This is a genomic window from Natronobacterium gregoryi SP2 (genome assembly GCF_000230715.2).
Taxonomy (GTDB): domain Archaea; phylum Halobacteriota; class Halobacteria; order Halobacteriales; family Natrialbaceae; genus Natronobacterium; species Natronobacterium gregoryi.
The window spans coordinates 3,594,899-3,611,511 of record NC_019792.1; the positions used below are offsets into that span (position 1 = coordinate 3,594,899).

At 64.9% G+C, this 16,613-nt stretch carries 11 protein-coding genes; 6 read left to right on the forward strand and 5 right to left on the reverse strand.

Annotation, left to right across the window (positions count from 1 at the left end):
- Window positions 1-293 precede the first annotated feature (293 nt).
- Window positions 294-2,105, forward strand: coding sequence for a S9 family peptidase (locus NATGR_RS17680; protein ID WP_049887881.1), 1,812 nt, complete (start codon window positions 294-296; stop codon window positions 2,103-2,105).
- A gap of 119 nt (window positions 2,106-2,224) precedes the next feature.
- Here NATGR_RS17680 and NATGR_RS17685 read toward each other — a convergent pair whose 3' ends face one another.
- From NATGR_RS17685 to NATGR_RS17700, 4 genes are all read right to left on the reverse strand, one after another.
- Window positions 2,225-2,737: a hypothetical protein gene (locus tag NATGR_RS17685; RefSeq protein ID WP_005575767.1), complete on the reverse strand. Its 513-nt coding sequence runs from the start codon at window positions 2,735-2,737 to the stop codon at window positions 2,225-2,227.
- A complete protein-coding gene (locus NATGR_RS17690; protein ID WP_005575765.1) occupies window positions 2,734-3,615 on the reverse strand; it encodes a sulfurtransferase in 882 nt (293 codons plus the stop codon). Before NATGR_RS17690 ends, NATGR_RS17685 begins: the two co-directional genes overlap by 4 nt.
- 263 nt (window positions 3,616-3,878) lie before the next feature.
- Entirely contained in the window at window positions 3,879-4,940 is a 1,062-nt protein-coding gene (locus NATGR_RS17695; protein ID WP_005575764.1) for an NAD(P)-dependent glycerol-1-phosphate dehydrogenase, read from the reverse strand.
- Window positions 4,941-5,004: 64 nt separating this feature from the next.
- Complete coding sequence (locus NATGR_RS17700; RefSeq protein ID WP_005575763.1) at window positions 5,005-5,994, reverse strand: NAD-dependent epimerase/dehydratase family protein; 990 nt, start codon at window positions 5,992-5,994, stop codon at window positions 5,005-5,007.
- 107 nt (window positions 5,995-6,101) lie between these two features.
- On the opposite strand from NATGR_RS17700, the gene NATGR_RS17705 reads away from it, so the two are divergent.
- From NATGR_RS17705 to NATGR_RS17720, 4 genes are all read left to right on the forward strand, one after another.
- Window positions 6,102-8,324, forward strand: a complete 2,223-nt coding sequence (locus NATGR_RS17705; RefSeq protein ID WP_005575761.1) for a PD-(D/E)XK nuclease family protein — start codon at window positions 6,102-6,104, stop codon at window positions 8,322-8,324.
- A complete protein-coding gene (locus tag NATGR_RS17710) occupies window positions 8,317-9,333 on the forward strand; it encodes a PD-(D/E)XK nuclease family protein (protein ID WP_005575760.1) in 1,017 nt (338 codons plus the stop codon). The genes NATGR_RS17705 and NATGR_RS17710 overlap by 8 nt, the downstream gene beginning before the upstream one ends.
- Window positions 9,326-12,997: a UvrD-helicase domain-containing protein gene (locus NATGR_RS17715; protein WP_005575758.1), complete on the forward strand. Its 3,672-nt coding sequence runs from the start codon at window positions 9,326-9,328 to the stop codon at window positions 12,995-12,997. Before NATGR_RS17710 ends, NATGR_RS17715 begins: the two co-directional genes overlap by 8 nt.
- A gap of 203 nt (window positions 12,998-13,200) precedes the next feature.
- Window positions 13,201-13,695 carry an 8-oxo-dGTP diphosphatase gene (locus NATGR_RS17720; RefSeq protein WP_005575756.1) on the forward strand — a complete coding sequence of 165 codons (495 nt, stop codon included), beginning with the start codon at window positions 13,201-13,203 and terminating at the stop codon, window positions 13,693-13,695.
- Window positions 13,696-13,698: 3 nt separating this feature from the next.
- Here the strand turns inward: NATGR_RS17720 and NATGR_RS17725 are convergent, their stop codons facing one another.
- Window positions 13,699-14,670 (reverse strand): quinone oxidoreductase family protein, encoded by a 972-nt coding sequence (locus NATGR_RS17725; RefSeq protein WP_005575753.1) that lies wholly within the window; start codon window positions 14,668-14,670, stop codon window positions 13,699-13,701.
- Between the two features lie 157 nt (window positions 14,671-14,827).
- Here NATGR_RS17725 and proS point away from each other — a divergent pair, with 157 nt between their 5' ends.
- Window positions 14,828-16,315, forward strand: coding sequence for a proline--tRNA ligase (gene proS / locus NATGR_RS17730; protein WP_005575752.1), 1,488 nt, complete (start codon window positions 14,828-14,830; stop codon window positions 16,313-16,315).
- Window positions 16,316-16,613 lie beyond the last annotated feature (298 nt).

Sequence of the window (16,613 nt, forward strand, 5' to 3'; positions counted from 1 at the left end):
GGCTCCAGAACTCATCCCTGTCATCGTGGCCAGAAAAGCAGCCGACGAACTTTGTTAACCACGGTGATGGGGTAGCGGGTATTCGAACCGCAGTCGTCCGGGCGGGGCTGGGCTATCCCAGCGCTGGCCAGCGTCCCGGTAACCGGACGGGCCGTCGGTGTCCGTCGTGGTTCCCGATGGGAGCAACACAGCCCGAAGCAAGCGGCTGCCCGTCGACCGCTATGGCAACGGTCGAAGCGGTCGCGACAACCGGAACCCAAACGCCTACCATCTCGAGTCGCTACGCTGGGGATATGAGCTACGAACTCGAACGCTATCTCAATATTCGAAGCGCCTACGGCGCGTCGTTCGGGCCAGACGGCGAGCGACTCTCCTTTCTGCTGGATACGACCGGCACCTCACAGGTCTGGACGATCGCGGACCCACAGGAGTGGCCCCAACAACGCACCTTCTACGACGAGCGGGTGACCTTCGCCTCCTGGTCGCCCGAACGGCCCGAACTGATCTTCGGGATGGACGACGGTGGCAACGAACGCGCTCAACTCTACCGACTCGACGCCGAGACTGGCGAGATAGAGAACGTGACGGCGATGCCGGACGCCAAACACCGCTGGGGCGGCTGGAGCCACGACGGTGAGCAGTTCGCGTTCGCTTCGAACCGCCGTGACGAGGCCGTCTTCGACATCTACGTCCAGGATCGTGATGCGACTGGAGACGCGGCAAAACTCGTCTACGAGGGCGACGGCTGGCTCTCACTCGCCGGCTGGAGCCCCGACGACTCCCGCCTGCTGGTCTCGCAGGCCTACTCGAACTTCGACCAGGACCTCTACGTCCTCGACCTCGAGACGGAGGAAATCGAGCATCTCACGCCCCACGAGGGCGACGTCCGCTACAGCAGCGCGAGCTGGGCACCCGACGGCGACGGACTCTACCTCGTTACCGACGAGGGTGACGCAGATACGCTGTATCTCGCCTACATGGATCTCGAGGGCGGAGAACTCGAGACGGTCACTCGGGGCGAGGGGTGGAACGTCGACGGGATCGCTTTGGACGACGAGACCGGGCGCTTCGTCTACTCGCGAAACGTCGAGGGGTACACCGAGCTGACCGTCGGCGAATTCGATGCCGACGAGCCGACCGAGTTCGAGAGGTTCCCCGAACCCGACCTACCAGGCGGCGTCTCCGGCGGCATTAGCTTTGACCCCGCCGCTGACCGGTTCGCGCTGTCGACGACCGGCGACACCGTGAACACGAACGTCTTCGTGGTCGACGTCGAGTCCGGGGAAGCAAAGCGCTGGACGCGAGCCCCGACTGCGGGGATTCCACCGGAGACGTTCGACGAGTCCGATCTCGTCCACGTCGAGAGCTTCGACGAACTGGAGGTGCCCGGTTTCCTCACCCTGCCGGACGGCTACGAAGCGGGGAACACACCCGTCGTCGTCGACATCCACGGCGGCCCCGAGAGCCAGCGCCGGCCGTCGTTCTCGAGCGTCAAGCAGTACTTCCTCGATCGAGGATACGCGTACTTCGAACCCAACGTCCGGGGATCGGCCGGGTACGGTGCCGACTACGCTGCACTAGACGACGTCGAGAAGCGCATGGACTCGGTCGCAGACATCGAGGCCTGCGTCGAGTGGCTGCAAGACCACCCTGCGATCGACCCGGACCGTATCGCCGCCAAAGGGGGGTCCTACGGCGGCTTCATGGTGCTTGCCGCGCTGACGGAGTACCCCCATCTCTGGGCGGCTGGGATCGACGTCGTCGGCATCGCCAACTTCGTCACGTTCCTCGAGAACACGGGCGACTGGCGACGCGAACTCCGCGAAGCCGAGTACGGGAGTCTCGAGGCCGACCGCGAGTTCCTGGAAGACATTTCGCCGATCAACAACGTCGAGCGGATCGAGGCACCGCTTTTCGTCCTCCACGGCGAGAACGATCCCCGCGTGCCCGTCGGTGAGGCCGAACAGATCGCCGACCAGGCCGCCAAACAGGGCGTCCCGGTCCGAAAGTTGATATTCGAAGACGAGGGCCACGGCTTCTCGAAACTCGAGAACCGCATCGAGGCCTACACCGAAATCGCGGACTTCCTCGACGAACACGTCTGAGACGGATTGTTGTCCCGAGTATCGGTACGACCGCGACCCGAAACGCTTGCAGCGAAACTGACAGGCAGTAAACCGTGACCAGTGACAGCAACCGGCCACACTCGAGGTGATCGGTCAGTTCACCACTCGATTTCGTACTCGCACATCTCGTCGGAGTCGACACGACCGGTCGTCGTGCTCTCGACGAGGTTGGGGAACTGTCCGCCGAACCGTTCGACCGTTCCCATAACGATCCCTTTCGAAAACTCACGGGGGTACGGACTCTCGAACGCGATTGTTCCGCCGTCGTCCGTCCCCTCGAATTCGAACTCGCCGACTCTGCCGCGGTGACAGCTTTGCAGTCCGTTCGGAAGATTCCGGAGGGCTTCGGCCGGTGTTTCGGACTCGTCACGCCACTCGAGTTGTTTCGCAACTGCGGCCCCGAGTTGCCTGACGGTCGGCTCGCCGGCCCTGTCCTCGATCAGTTCCAGGGTGCGTGCGAATTCTGTGACCGGGTACCAGTCGTTCTCGTCGAATTCGTCGATCCCCTTTTCCGCCAGTTCCTCTCGAACGCGGTCTCGAAAGACGGTCATCAGATTGTCGACCGTCGCGTCGACCGTCTGCCCACTTACTCTCGCGTGTTGTCCTTTCATCGCCCGTCACCCCCAACCGATCCAACGGGCGACGACGCGCCCGGTTCCCCCGTTTCGATCGGTGCGTCCTCCAGTTGACTCCACTCGGTCCAGGAGCCGTCGTAGTTGGTCGCATCGACACCGAGTAACTCGTGCAAAACGAACCAGGTAACCGACGCTCGTTCACCGATCCGACAGTAAGCGACCGCACTGTCGTCCTCGTCGACGTCGTACACCTCGCGGAGTTGCTCTTTGGACTTGAACGAGCCGTCGGGACGAACCGCTTTGGCCCACGGAACGTTTTCGGCACCGGGGATGTGTCCCTCGGAATCCGTCGTTTTCGGAATCTCGGGTGGTGGACTTCCGCCACGGTACTCCTGTGGGTTGCGAACGTCGATTATCGGCTGCTCGGTCTCGAGAGCGCGTTTGACGTCTGCTTCGTACGCTCGAATCGTCTCGTCGGTTTCGTCGACGGTGTACTCACCGGGCGTGACCGACGGAACCGCCGTCGTCCACTCGTAGTCGTGCCAGTTCCAGTAGTGACGACCGCCGTCCATCAACCGGACGTCGTCGTGTCCGTAGTACTTACAGACCCAGTAGACGTGTGCCGCAAACCAGTTTGCCTCGTCGCCATAGAGGACGAGCGTCGTGTCGTTCGTGACGCCACACGCTTCCATTACCGCTTCGAAGGCGTCGGCGTCGACGATGTCCCGGCCGAGTTCGCCAGCGACGTCGTTTTCCCAGTCGACGCTGATCGCACCCGGAATGTGTCCTCGGTCGTATCGACTCGTGTCGATATCGACCTCGAGGAGCCTGTAGGCTGGATCGTCGCGCTCGAACGCCGACAACGTCTCGCTGACCCATTCGGGATCTGCGAGTGGGTCCTGATTCGGTTTCATTGCGAAGCATGCGTTGAGACTGGCTGCCATTAGTTGCTCCGCGGGAGTCTCAGATACCGAGAACGGGCCTGTATATTACAGGAACGGTCTCCGGTAGCGTCACGACGCCGTTCGAACTCCGCTTTTCTCTCACAACTGCGCGTCTCCAGTCGCGTGTAGTAGTTAGTGAGTTGTAATATCCAGCTCTAGGACTGCCGTACGTCGTCGCCGGGACGACACGATCCACGCGTGCAGACACCGGTGAACCGGTACAGCATCTCGTTTTAGCCGATCACTCCAGTCTTCGTCGCGACGTCTCGAGCGGCTTCTTCGTTCATGCCATCACCGAGGATCGTGTAGCGGTCGCGTATCTCGTGACAGGTCGTCAGCGCCTCGAGCACGGTTTCGTCGTCGATCCCGAGTTCGTCGGCAGTCGTCGGCGCGTCGATGCTGTCGAGAGCGTCTCGGATGTCGACCCAGAATCCTCGTTCTCCGCCGTGGAGGTAGGCGGTCATGATCGAGCCGACGCCGACCTGATGGCCGTGGAGCGCCACGTTCGGTTCCAGCCGATCTAACTGGTGGGAGAAGAGGTGTTCCGCGCCACTGGCGGGCCGCGAAGAGCCCGCGATGCTCATCGCGACGCCGGAAGACATCAGCGCCTTGGTGACGACCCAGGACGACTCCTCGAGACCGGGCCGGATAAGGTCGGCGTTGTCGACCAGGATCTCGGCGGTCATTTCCGAGAGTGCGGCCGCGTACTCGGAGTGTTCGACGTTTTTGAGCCGTCTGGCGAGTCGCCAGTCCATGACGGCAGTGTAGTTCGAGATGATGTCGGCACAGCCGGCGGTCGTCAGCTCCCAGGGTGCCTCGGCGAGGACGGCCGTGTCGGCGACGACGGCCAGCGGCGGTTCGGCCGCGACGCTGTGGCGAGTGTCACCGTCGGGGACCGAGCCACGGTTGCTGACGATCCCGTCGTGGCTGGCGGCCGTCGGAATCGAAAGAAAGCCCATCGAGAGGTGGTGGCTCGCCATCTTCGCGATGTCGATCGCCTTCCCGCCGCCGATGCCGACGAGGTAGGATGCGTCTTCGGCTTCGGCGACCTCGATGACCGTCTCGACCGAGTCGAAGGTTGCGGACTCGATCGTGACGACGGCGGGATCGATCCCCGCGGCCTCGAAGTCTGCGGCGATCGGCTCTGCGGCGACCTCGCGTGGGGTTGGACTGGTGACGAACAGCGGCCGGCCCTGCAGGTGGAGGTCGTCGACGATCTCGACGACCTCGTCGAGGACGCCGTGACCGACGGCGACGTTTCGTGGGAGTCGAATCCACTTTGACTTCTGGAACATATTCCCTCCAAGGGTATGGGAGGCATAAAATCGTTCTCGTCGTTCGTCCGCGAACGCCGCCGGACTAGAGCGTCTCCAGAATGCCGAGTACGCGTTCCTCTGCCTCCCTTTCCGGTCCGTTCTCGCGTCCAACCCGGTCGCTCTCGAGGTGGTCCTCGACTGCACGGCCCATCGCCTCCTCGAGCGGCGTCGACTCCCAGCCCAGGTCGGCGAGTTTCGCCGTCGACATGACGTGTGGATAGTCGCGGTAGAGCGGGTAGTCCTCGAGTTCGATGTCGCCAGCCTCGAGTTCTCGCGGGCCGGCGTGGACGATCTCGACGTCAGTATCGAGTTGGTCGGCGATCAACTCGACCATCTCCTCGAGCGTGACGAGTCGCCGGTCGCCCGTGTTGTACGCCTCGCCCGGGTCGCCGCGTTCGGCGACGATTCGCAGGGCGCTGGCGACGTCCTCGACGTAGACGCGGTGCCAGATATTCGTCCCGTCACCGGGGACGACGACCCGGTCGAAGCGGTTCACCCGGTCGATCCAGAAGTCGAGTCGCTCGGTGTAGTCGTGTGGGCCGTAGACGATCGGCGGCCGGAGGGACATCGCGTCGACGCCTTCCTCGGCGGCCTCGAAGACCGCGCGGTCGCCCTCGGCCTTCCGGTTCCCGTAGGTGTCGCCCTCGTCGTCGGTCGCCTGGTTCCTGGTACACGGGGCAAGCGGCGTCTCTCCTTCACGTTTGGGAATGTCTTCCCGACCGTACGCTGCGCCACTCGAGATGTAGACGTAGGCCTCACAGTCTGCAAAGATCCGAGTCGCCGCCCGGACGTCATCGGGGTAGTAGGCCACGCAGTCGAAGACTGCGTCGGGGTCGACCTCGTCTGCGGCCGCCGCGAGCGCGTCGTCGTCCGTCCGGTCGCCCTGGACGCGTTCGACGCGGTCGTCGGCGGCGAAGGGGTCGTCGTGGTTGCCGCGGTTGAAGATCGTCACGTCGTAGCCGTTTGCGAGCAGTTCCGTCACGAGGTGGCGCCCGATGAACCGCGTGCCACCGATGACGAGAGCGTCGTCCATGCGTGGTGGTCGTCACATTCGGGGAAAACGATGACGGACCGCATCGGACCGATCCGTCGCCGTACCTTTAAGTAGTAACTCGCTCCTACACGGGGACGTATCCATCGATGTCGACGACGTTCTCCCTCGAGGGGGTCTGTAAACTCCGAGACTGTCCCGCGTCCGACGCCCTCGAGGACGCTGCCCGCGAGTACGCCGCTCTCGCGGACGAGTATGGCCCCCGGAACGTACTGGTCCTGAAGCGCCACCCCGCCGGCCTCGAGGCAGTCCGCGAACGGCTGGCCGCCGTCGACTCGACGAACGGTTCGCCGCGCTCTCCCCGGGTCGAGTCGGTCCCCGAACACGCCTCGAAGGTCATCGAAGAGCACGATCCGACGCTGGATCGACTCGAGTACGAGGAACGTATCGAACTCATCTCGCTCGTGATCGACGGTGCGAGCCGTGACGTTCCCGACTACCTCGAGCGGGCCGCCCGTCACGAGAGTTTCGCCCGGGACGTGGGGCAACTGCTGCTCGAGGCGACCCGCCAGCAGCGCCGACTCGAGGACGGGGCGGACGTCCACGACTGCCTGGAGTTTCTCTACGCGATGAACGACCGATTCCACGAGGCGATCGCATCCCGCGGCTACGTCGAGCGGGCGGACGTGATCCCGCGGGCCGTCGACCTGCTCGAGGACGACGCCGACGGCCTCCGGACGCGGATGACGGAGTCGTTCGACGCCGTCCTCGCTCTCGAGTTCGAGGAGTTCCGCCGACTCGACCGACGCTATCTCGGAGCACTCTCGGCCGATGCGCGACTGGTCTGTCTGGGCGAACGCCACGCCAGCGTCGAGCGAACCCGTGTCGAGCCCGGTCGGATCGGGGACGTCGTCGGCGACGGCCTCGCGATGGAACGGCTCGAGCGAGTGGACGCGTCCGGGTCCCCTCACCGCGATATCGTCCGATTTCTCGCGACCGGCGACGCGCCGGAGTCGAAAGAGAGCACTGACGCGCAGGCGTCGGAGGGCGACTCGAGTGTTGACGCGGCGGAACCGACTGGACGCGCTCACCGCATTCGAACCGGAACCGCACGCGAGCAGGTTCGTGCGGTCGCCACGGAGATCCAGTCGCTGTCCGGGCGTCGCGAGTGGGGCTACGACGAGTTCGTCGTCGCCGTTCCCTCGATCGAACGGGTTCCAGACACCAGACGGCGGCTCCGGGAAGCGGGCGTTCCGACGGCGACGATCGGCACTCCCTCGCTCGCCGAAGACCCCGCGGTCAACGAACTCTACGCGTTCGTGGCGCTGCAGTGTGAGCGAAGCGAGACGCGGGCTGCAGACGGCGACCGGGACGGCGACTTCGCTCGCGAGGACGGCCTCGAGCGACTCCGCGCTCGCGTCGACGACTTTTCACCGTCCCTGCTCGAGGCCTGTGACGACTCGAGTGTCGTCCGCGCGCTCCGGCAGTGGCTCCGGCAGACGAACCTGAAAGGACGTATCGCTGCCGAGGAGGACTGGGTCGATGCCCGCGAGCAGTACGCAGGCGTGCGTCGCGTCCTCGAGATCGCCGACTTCGTCGAGGAGACGGATCTCGTCGGGCCGGACTGGCACGGATTCCGCCGAATGCTCGAGCGGACGATCCGGTACGACGCGCCGTACGTCCACGCGGTCGAGACCCAGCCGCCGACCGGCGGCGTCACGGTCTGTGCTGTCGGCGATCTCAAGTACGACGCATACGAGGTCGTGTTCCTGCTGGATCTTATCGACGACGCGTACCCGGGCGAACAGTTCCTCACGCAGCTGTTTCCCGACGCGTGGCTCGAGGAGATGTCGGGGTATCCGGCGGTCACCGACCCCTCGCCCGAGACGGTCGCGGAGACGTTTGCGACGGTCGACGGATCGGACGACGTGGGCGACCCCTTCGAAACATACCACGCCCAGCGATCGCGACGCCGGCTCGCGATCGGTGCCCGTGCCGCACGGAGCCGTCTCTACTGCTGTTCGTACGAACGGGGCTCCGGCGGGCTGCGACGCACCTACGACGAGTCGCGCTACCTCCAGCTACTCGCGTCGACGTCCGGACCCACACTCGAGGACGTCGACACCCACGACGAGGCGGCGATCAACGGCGAGACGAACGCCCTCGAGGCCGTCCTCGACCAGCCCCACGGCGAACTCGAGCGTGTCCTCCGGGAGGCGAGTACGGGCGGCGAGGCCGACCTCGCGGACACCGAGGAACTGTTCGAGGAGCTCGCCGTCGTCCTCTCGGCGGATGATGTCGACGACGAACTTGCCGAGGCGGTGCGGTCGCAGTTCGAGTTCGCGGCGGGAGAGGTGGTCCGGAATGACTGAGACGCTCTCGGTCGACGCGCTTCGGGCCTACCTCCGCTGTCCCCGCCAGTACGAACTGGGCTACGTCTACGACCTCGAGGGGACCGACGAGGACGATGCGACGGCCGACCGCGTCTCACTGCTTCGAACGGCGATCTGTGCGGCCCTCGAAAGCGACGAGAGCGACCCGGAGGCGCTCGAAGCGGTGGCGAAACGACGACTGTCGACGCTCTGGGACGACCACGACGAACCGTTCCACTCACAGGCACAGCGACGCCACGAACGCCGCGTCCTCGAGGCGACGCTGCGGGCGTACCTCGAGCTGGCGGGCGTCGAACACGCGATGGGGGTTCGAGAGTTGCGCCAGGAGGTGGCGGACGGCGACGCCACGCTCGCCGGCCCGGAGATCGACCTCGAGAGTTCGATTTCGGTCCCCGATTCGGACGCCGAACCCGTCACTCTCGAGGCGACCGTCGACTACGTCTACGGCGACGGCTCGTCGCTGGTCGGGGTGCGGTTCGTCCCGACGCTCTGGCCGATGGGGTATCTCCGGTATCGCTCCGAGTGGGAGGACGTCGAGGACCGGTTCGTCGACCACTTCGATCCCGAAGCCGACGAGTTCGATCCCGGCTCCGTTGGGACCTTGCTCGAGACCGCCGTCGTCCTTGATGGGCTCCGGAGCTACGCCGACCGGCTCGGGCTGTCCGATCGAACCTGCCGGTACGTCTGGGTGCCCCTCGCCGATCGCTCGGAGACGTCGATCAACTGGGTGCGTGAGACTGTCGAGACGAGTCTCGAGGTCGCAGACCTCACCGACGTTTACGTCGACCACCACACGTTCGGGATGACCCACGAACACCGCAATCGGACCGTCGACGGGCGACTCGAGTCGGTCGTCGACCGTCTCCGATCCGACGGTTTCGACCCGAGTGAACGGTGGGACGACATCGTCGACGAGGTCTGTCCGGCGTGTGAGTATCGCGTCTGCTGTGGCGAGTACGTCGGGACGGAGGTGGCGTTCGATGGGTGAGCCAGAACGCGAACCGGGAGACGAGGAGCTCGAACCCCGCGGAAACCAGGATGCCGTTCTCGAGAGCACGGCGGCCTGTACCTCCGTCGACGCGGGTGCAGGGACGGGCAAGACGACCACGATGCTCATGCGGATCGAACACGCCATCGAGACCGGCGCGGTCGACCCCGGCGACGTGCTGGTCTTGACGTTCGCAAACGAGGCCGCTGGCAGCATCCGCGACGCGGTCGCCGACCGACTCGATCCCGAAACGGCGGCGGCAATCGACGTCTACACCTACCACTCGTTCTGTCACCGGCTGGTCCGAGAGTACGCCTACTACCTCGGCTACTCGCCGGAGTTCGACGTCGTCACCGACCGAAAACGCCGCCGGCTGATCGGCCGACTGCTCGCGGAGAACGACTACGGTTTCGCCGCGGCGACCGGCGACGGCTCACCGGCCGAACTCACCGCCGACGTCGATGGCTTCATCCAGGAGATGAGCCAGGAAGACGTCACTCCCGGCGAGCTACAGAAGGCGTTGCCGGACGTTCGCACCCTCGAGCTACTGACCGAGTTCGTCCTCTGGCTCGAGCGCCGCGCGAACGAGGAACTATCTTTCGACGCCGAGGCGCTCCGGTACTTCAACGCCGAGGACCACCTCGAAACGGCCTCAGAGTCGCTGGTCGACTACGGCAAGCTGATTCAGTACTGTCGTGAGAAGATCGACGAGTCGCCCGCGTTTGGCGACAGCGAGGTCGTCCGCGACGTCGAGCGCTACCTCGAGATCCTCCAGGACTGCGTGACAGAGACGATCGAGACGCTCTCGCTCGAGGAGCGGGAGACAAAACAGTTGCCGCGGGCGCTGTTTTACAACCGGATTCGCCGGGACGCGACGGACCGAATCGAGCAGAGCCCGTTCGGCCGACTGAAACACTACGTCGAGTTCCTCCGGCTCGCGCGCCACTACACCGACGTCTACGGGGACTACCACGACGCCCTCGAGAACCGGGGTGCACTCGACTTCGACGAACTCGTACGGAAGGCGACCCAGTTGCTGAACGACGAGTCGATCGCCTCCGAGATCACCGACCGATGGGAGCAGGTCTACTGCGACGAGTTTCAGGACACCGACGAGACGCAGTTTTCCCTGCTCACGGGACTTACCGACGGCCACGACCGACCGTCGCTGTTCGCAATCGGCGACAAGGACCAGGCGATCTATGGCTGGCGCGGGACGGATCGCAGGGGACTGGACCGACTCGCGTCCGTCTACGACGACCACGACGCGGTCGAACTCGGGCTCAACTTCCGGTCGCGCCAGGAGATCCTCGACCTGACCAACTGCTGTGGGTACGGGCCACAGTCCTCGAAGACGCTCCGGGAGGCAGACCGGACGCCGGGCGAGTACGGCGACTACGACGATTACGAGCGTGCCGACGACGACACGGGGCTCGAGGAGCCGCCGGATCACGTCGTCACGATCGAGAGCGGCGAGATCGATCGGCCGATGGCCGAACAGGTCGGAACGACCGTCTCGAGGCTGCTCAACGGTGAAGCCGAGAACGTCCCACGACGGCGACTCGAGGACGTCGCGGTCGTCGTCAGGACGAACCGCCACGCCCAGGCCGTCGCGGAGGCACTCGAGAGCCGTCGAATTCCCTACGAGGTATCGGGCTCGCCCGGCGGCGACGTCTCGCCCGGTATCCGGACGGTGCTGTCGTACCTCCGCGTGCTCGTCGACTCCGACGCGGACGCCCACCTCCGGCGAGTTCTGTTCTACCGGTATCGGCTTCCGGAGTCCGACCTTCGGACGCTACAGCAACAGGACGGTCCGCTCGTGGACGCCGTCTTCGAGGTCGACAGCGAGACACTCGAGCGTCCCGACAGGCTCGAGCGAGCACGCGACCACCTCGAGACGCTCGCAGAGTACCGGCGTCTGTACCCGCTGTCCGGCTTCCTCCGGCGGTTCCGCGAGGTGACGCGTCTCGAGTGGTTCCTCACGAGCGACGAGCGCGCCGAGTTCGACCGGATCGAGCGATTCGTCGACGCCTACGACGCCGACTCGATGTTGCGAATGCTCTCTGCGGAGTTTCTCGAGGCGCTGGAGAACACGCTCGAGGGAAGCGAGAGCGAGCGAACGCGTGGAACACACTCGAGCGACTATGTCGACGTGATGACGGTCCACCAGGCGAAGGGACTGGAGTTCGACACCGTCCTCGTTCCCTTCCTCTCGGACGAGGAGTGGTGCGTCGAGGCGGACTACGCCCGGCGAAGCCGCGAGCGGTTGCTTGCAGCGTTGCTCTCCGACGACCTCGAGTCGCCGTTACGGTCGGATCTGGCGGCCGAGACCGTCGGCGAGGAGTGGCGCGTGCTCCACGTCGCGCTCACCCGTGCGGAGAACCACCTCTTTCTGTTCGGTGCCGAGTACGACTACGAGGGTGAGGACGCCCAGCTGGGCGTCGAGACCGCGGACGCCTGCCTTCCCGACGCGATCGAGTGGTCGACTGCCGGCCAGCGGATGGACCTCTGGGAGTCACTGACCGAGAGCTTCGAGGACGTTCGAGAGATCTATCCAGAGACAGTCGCCGACCGGACGACGGAACTCGCTCGCTCGAGCGGCGTGACCCCCGGTTCGATCACCTACTACGCCGACTACGAGGACCGACAGGTCGAGCCGCTGCGAACGCGGGAGGCGATCGAGACGGTCCACCAGCTGGGGCGATTACTGCGCGACGACGCGCTGTTGCCCGCGGCCGACGCCGCGAGCTACGCCGACGGTCGCGACGACGGCGTTCGAGTGCCGGGCGCGCGGCGGCTGTCGACGCTGACCGAAGAGACCGTCCGGTTCCCGGTCGAGACGCTGTCCGAGGCGACCGAACTCCCGGTCGCAATCTCGCACAGCTACACCGCGATGGAGACTCACGACACGTGTCCGCGAAAGCACTACCTCGATCACGTCGTCCGGGCGATCGACGATCCGGGGGCTCGAGGCGAGACATCTTCCGGCGACGGCGGCTCGCGAGTCGTCGGCACCGTCTTCCACGACGTTGCCGAAGAGGCGTTCTACCGCGAGTACGAGAGCCGTGAGGAGTGGCACGAGGCAGCGACCCGACAGCTGACCGCTCGAGGACTGACCGACCACCGCGAGGACGTACTGGCCTGCGTCGATCGATACTTCGGGGCGACGGCGGACGGTTTCGACCGTCCAGTCGCCGACTGGGACCAACTCGCGGCCGAACTGCCGTTCTCGCTTGCAGACGTCGCCGGCGTGACGGGCAACGTCGTCGGCTACGTCGACTCGGTTCGCCGGACGCCCGACGGGGAACTCGTCGTCCTCGACTACAAGGCGACCGCCGAGCGGGCCGATCCGACCGAGGCCGTCCAACTCGTGCTGTACGCTCGTGCCTGCGAGCAGCGATTCGACGAACCAGTCTCGGCCGTCGGCTACGTCTACGTGGGAGACGTCGATTCGGGTCCGCGGGCCGAACTCGTCGATCCCGAATCCGACGAACTGCCGGAGTGGGAGTCGGTACTCGAGACATTCGTGGCCGCCGACGATCCCGACTATTTCGAGACGACGCCGGGCAATCACTGTCGGTACTGCCCGCATCGGTCACTGGGCTGTGGGCCCGACGGGCTCGAGGACCGCAGAGAGACGCGAGGACGTCCGCAAGCACGGTAAAGAGTTTTCGGACAGTAGACCCGTCGAGCGCGCCGACCACGGAACTGATGGCAGGGAACAGACCACAGATCGGGACGCCGCTGACGAGTCCCGATCCAACCGTGAGGAAGACGTAAGCGCCTCGGTCGTGAACGCGTCGCTCGCATCTGCGGTTCGGTAACCGCGATACGTGCGTTTATGTCGATCGAAGCGAACGATTCCGTATGATCGAGGCGACGCTGTGTTTTCCGCTGCGGGACGGCGACGTCCTCCTGATCGAGAAACGCCGCGGACTCGGCGAGGGCTGGTACAACGGTCCGGGCGGCAAACTCGAGGACGGCGAGACACCCCGGGAGTGTGCGGTCCGCGAGACCCGCGAGGAGGTCGGACTCGAGGTCGATCCGGCGGCGCTCGAGAAGGCCGGGGAACTCACGTTCCTGCTGGACGGCGAGGTCCACACGGTCTGTCACGTCTACCGGACCGACGAGTTCTCGGGGGAGCCGACCGCATCGGAGGAGGCCCGGCCGGAGTGGTTCGCTGTCGAGGACGTTCCCTACGACCAGATGTGGGAGGACGACCGGCTGTGGCTGCCGGGAGTGCTGGACGGAAAGACTGTCGCGGGCGAGTTCGCGTTCGCGGGTGGAAAACCCCTGGACGAGGCCGAGTTCGTCGATTACGACCTCGAGTGGGACGTTGCGTTCGACGCCGCGGCGGAGTAACAGTCAGGGCTTCAGAACGATTTTCCCGGAACTCTTGCGGTCCTCGATGTACTGGTGGGCGTCGGCCGCGTCCTCGAGGTCGAACTCCTCGCCGAGAATTACCTCGAGGTCGCCGCTGGTCAGCCCGTCCGTGAGGTCGGGGACAGCCTTCATGACCTTGCTCGAGTCGTGGTAGGCGGCCTGCCCGAGGTGGAATCCTTTGACAGTCTTGTTCTCGAAGAGGAGTCGCTGGTTCTCGGCGGAGGCAGGGACGCCGCTTGCGACGCCGAAGGTGACCATCCGGCCGAAGTGTTTCATGGCGTCGAGACTGCGGTCGAAGACGTCGTCGCCGACGCTCTCCAAGACGAGGTCGACGCCTTCGCCGTCGGTCTCGTCGTCGACGACGTCTCGGAAGTCCGTCTCGGTGTAGTGGATTGGGTGGTCACAGCCCAGGTCGGCCGCGAGCTCGAGCTTTTCGTCCGTACTCGCGGTGCCGAACACCTCCGCGCCGGCGTTCGAGGCGAGTTGGACCGCTGCAGTGCCGACGCCGCCCGCGGCAGCCTGGATGAGGACCGTCTCGTCGTCCTCGAGGCCGCCCCACTCGAACAGACAGGAGTGGGCCGTGAGGAACTGGACGGGGAAGCCGGCGGCCTCCTCGAAGCTCATGCCCTCGGGGATGGGAAAGAGCGTCTGGGCGTTTGCGGTGGCGTACTCGGCGTAGCCGCCGGTGTCGAGCATCGCGACGACGCGGTCGCCCTCGTCGAGGCCGACGCCCTCGCCGGTCGCGTCAATCGTCCCCGCGGCCTCCATGCCGGGGACGTACGGTGCTTCGGGACCGCCGGGGTAGAGGCCGCGCCGTTGCATCACGTCCGCAAAGTTGATCCCCGCGGCCTCGACCTCGATCCGGACCTCGCCCGCGTCGGGGTCGGGTTTGTCCGTCTCGATTACCTCGAGACGATCGCTGTCGCCGTACTCCGTAACCTCGATAGCTCGCATAGAGTTACAATGGTAACCAGTCCGTATAAATGTGCGAGAACAGGAAAGGGTCGGCCGGGCGTTTATCGCTCGCGGGCAGCGAGGTCGCCGGGACGAGAGTTCCGTTCAGCGACGGCCTTCGCACGATTTAAGACCGCGCTGCCTGACTGTCGAACCAATGAGCGACGAGAGCCAGGAACTCGGTATCACCGAGTCGAAATCGCACAAACCCGGGGAGTGGTACGCCGAAGTGGTCCAGAAGGCCGACCTCGCTGACTACGCGCCGATGGGCGGGTTCATCGTTACGAAGCCACGTGGCTACGCGCTGTGGGAGTCCATCCAGGACGCGCTCGACGGCTGGTTCAAGGAAACCGGCGTCGACAACGTTTATTTCCCGATGTTCATCCCCGAGTCCTTCCTCGAGCGCGAGAAAGACATCGTCGAGGGGTTCGACCCCGAGGTCGCGTGGGTGACCCAGGGCGGTCACGACGAACTCGAGGAGCGACTCGCAGTCCGTCCGACGAGCGAATCGATCATCGCTCCCTTCATGGCCGACTGGACCCGCAGCCACCGCGACTTGCCGCTGCGGATCAACCAGTGGTGTTCCGTGGTGCGGTGGGAGGCCACCGAGACGAAGCCGTTCTTCCGGACGAAGGAGTTCATGTGGCAGGAGGGCCACACGGCCCACGCCACGAACGAAGGTGCCTGGGAGGAGGTCTGGACCCGGCTGGACCAGTACGAACGCGTTTACGAGGACGTGCTCGCGATTCCGGTGCTCCGTGGCAAAAAGCCCGAACACGACAAGTTCCCCGGCGCGGACACCACGACCACGGTGGAGGCGCTGATGCCCGACGGCAAGTCCGTCCAGGGCGCGACCAGCCACAACCTCGGCCAGAGTTTCGCCGAGGCGTTCGACATCACGTACGTCGACGAAGACGAGGAGGAGCGGACGGCCTACACCACCTCGTGGGGCCTCTCCTGGCGTGCACTCGGCGCACTCATCATGACTCACTCCGACGACCAGGGGCTCGTGCTCCCGCCGACCATCGCGCCCACGCAGGTCGTCGTCGTCCCCATCTGGCAGGAAGACACCAAAGAGGATGTCCTCGAGTACTCCGAGACGATCGTCGACGACCTCGAAGAAGCCGGCTTCCGCGTCGAACTCGACGACCGCGACGAGCGCAACCCTGGGTTCAAGTTCAACGAACACGAGTTGAACGGCGTTCCGTTGCGACTCGAGATCGGCCCCTACGAGGTCGAGGACGAAGAAGTCACGCTGGTTCATCGACCCGACAACGAGGAAGCCGTCGAGGATCGTGACGGAATCGTCGACGCCGTCGACGAACACCTCGAGACGATCTACGACAAACTCTACGAGGCCGCCGAAGAGAACTTACAGGAGAACGTCCGCGAGGCCGACAGCGCCGAGGAGATCATGGGGACAATCGGCAAGCACGGCGGTTACGTGAAGGTACCGTGGTGTGGCGACCAGGCCTGCGAGGAAGCGATCAAGGAGAAAGTTGCCGCCGAGATCGTGATGCAACCGCTCGAGGAGCAGGGCGGCCAGACTGCTGGCGTTCCGAAGGCACCCGAGGACGACGACGCCGAGTGTGCAGTCTGTGGCGACGATGCCGACGACCTCGCGTACTTCGCAAAGAGCTACTAGCGCTTTCGGTCGGTCCTCTGTCCCTTCCCCATCGGGATCGGCGTGACGTCGTCGGTGTTTCCACAGGACTCTCGCGGGCGGTCTGTCGTCGTGACCCTGAGCAGATCCTGCTAGTACTTGACTACCATACCTAATTGATTAACCCCAGGTTGCTTGTGAGTGGATGCTGATATTCACGTGTGGTGTTCACTTCGGTGGGTGAACACTACGTGCCTCTGACACCTTTTCGTTACTGACGGTCGTCACGTCCAACAACGGCCCCTCGTATGGACACCTTATACTGCCTCCTATGGATATA

Excerpts from the sequence above, each read along its gene's own strand:
- NATGR_RS17680 (WP_049887881.1), top strand. The coding sequence starts at position 294 with ATGAGCTACGAACTCGAACGCTATCTCAATATTCGAAGCGCCTACGGC.
- NATGR_RS17685 (WP_005575767.1), bottom strand. The coding sequence starts at position 2,737 with ATGAAAGGACAACACGCGAGAGTAAGTGGGCAGACGGTCGACGCGACG.
- NATGR_RS17690 (WP_005575765.1), bottom strand. The coding sequence starts at position 3,615 with ATGAAACCGAATCAGGACCCACTCGCAGATCCCGAATGGGTCAGCGAG.
- NATGR_RS17695 (WP_005575764.1), bottom strand. The coding sequence starts at position 4,940 with ATGTTCCAGAAGTCAAAGTGGATTCGACTCCCACGAAACGTCGCCGTC.
- NATGR_RS17700 (WP_005575763.1), bottom strand. The coding sequence starts at position 5,994 with ATGGACGACGCTCTCGTCATCGGTGGCACGCGGTTCATCGGGCGCCAC.
- NATGR_RS17705 (WP_005575761.1), top strand. The coding sequence starts at position 6,102 with ATGTCGACGACGTTCTCCCTCGAGGGGGTCTGTAAACTCCGAGACTGT.
- NATGR_RS17710 (WP_005575760.1), top strand. The coding sequence starts at position 8,317 with ATGACTGAGACGCTCTCGGTCGACGCGCTTCGGGCCTACCTCCGCTGT.
- NATGR_RS17715 (WP_005575758.1), top strand. The coding sequence starts at position 9,326 with ATGGGTGAGCCAGAACGCGAACCGGGAGACGAGGAGCTCGAACCCCGC.
- NATGR_RS17720 (WP_005575756.1), top strand. The coding sequence starts at position 13,201 with ATGATCGAGGCGACGCTGTGTTTTCCGCTGCGGGACGGCGACGTCCTC.
- NATGR_RS17725 (WP_005575753.1), bottom strand. The coding sequence starts at position 14,670 with ATGCGAGCTATCGAGGTTACGGAGTACGGCGACAGCGATCGTCTCGAG.
- proS (WP_005575752.1), top strand. The coding sequence starts at position 14,828 with ATGAGCGACGAGAGCCAGGAACTCGGTATCACCGAGTCGAAATCGCAC.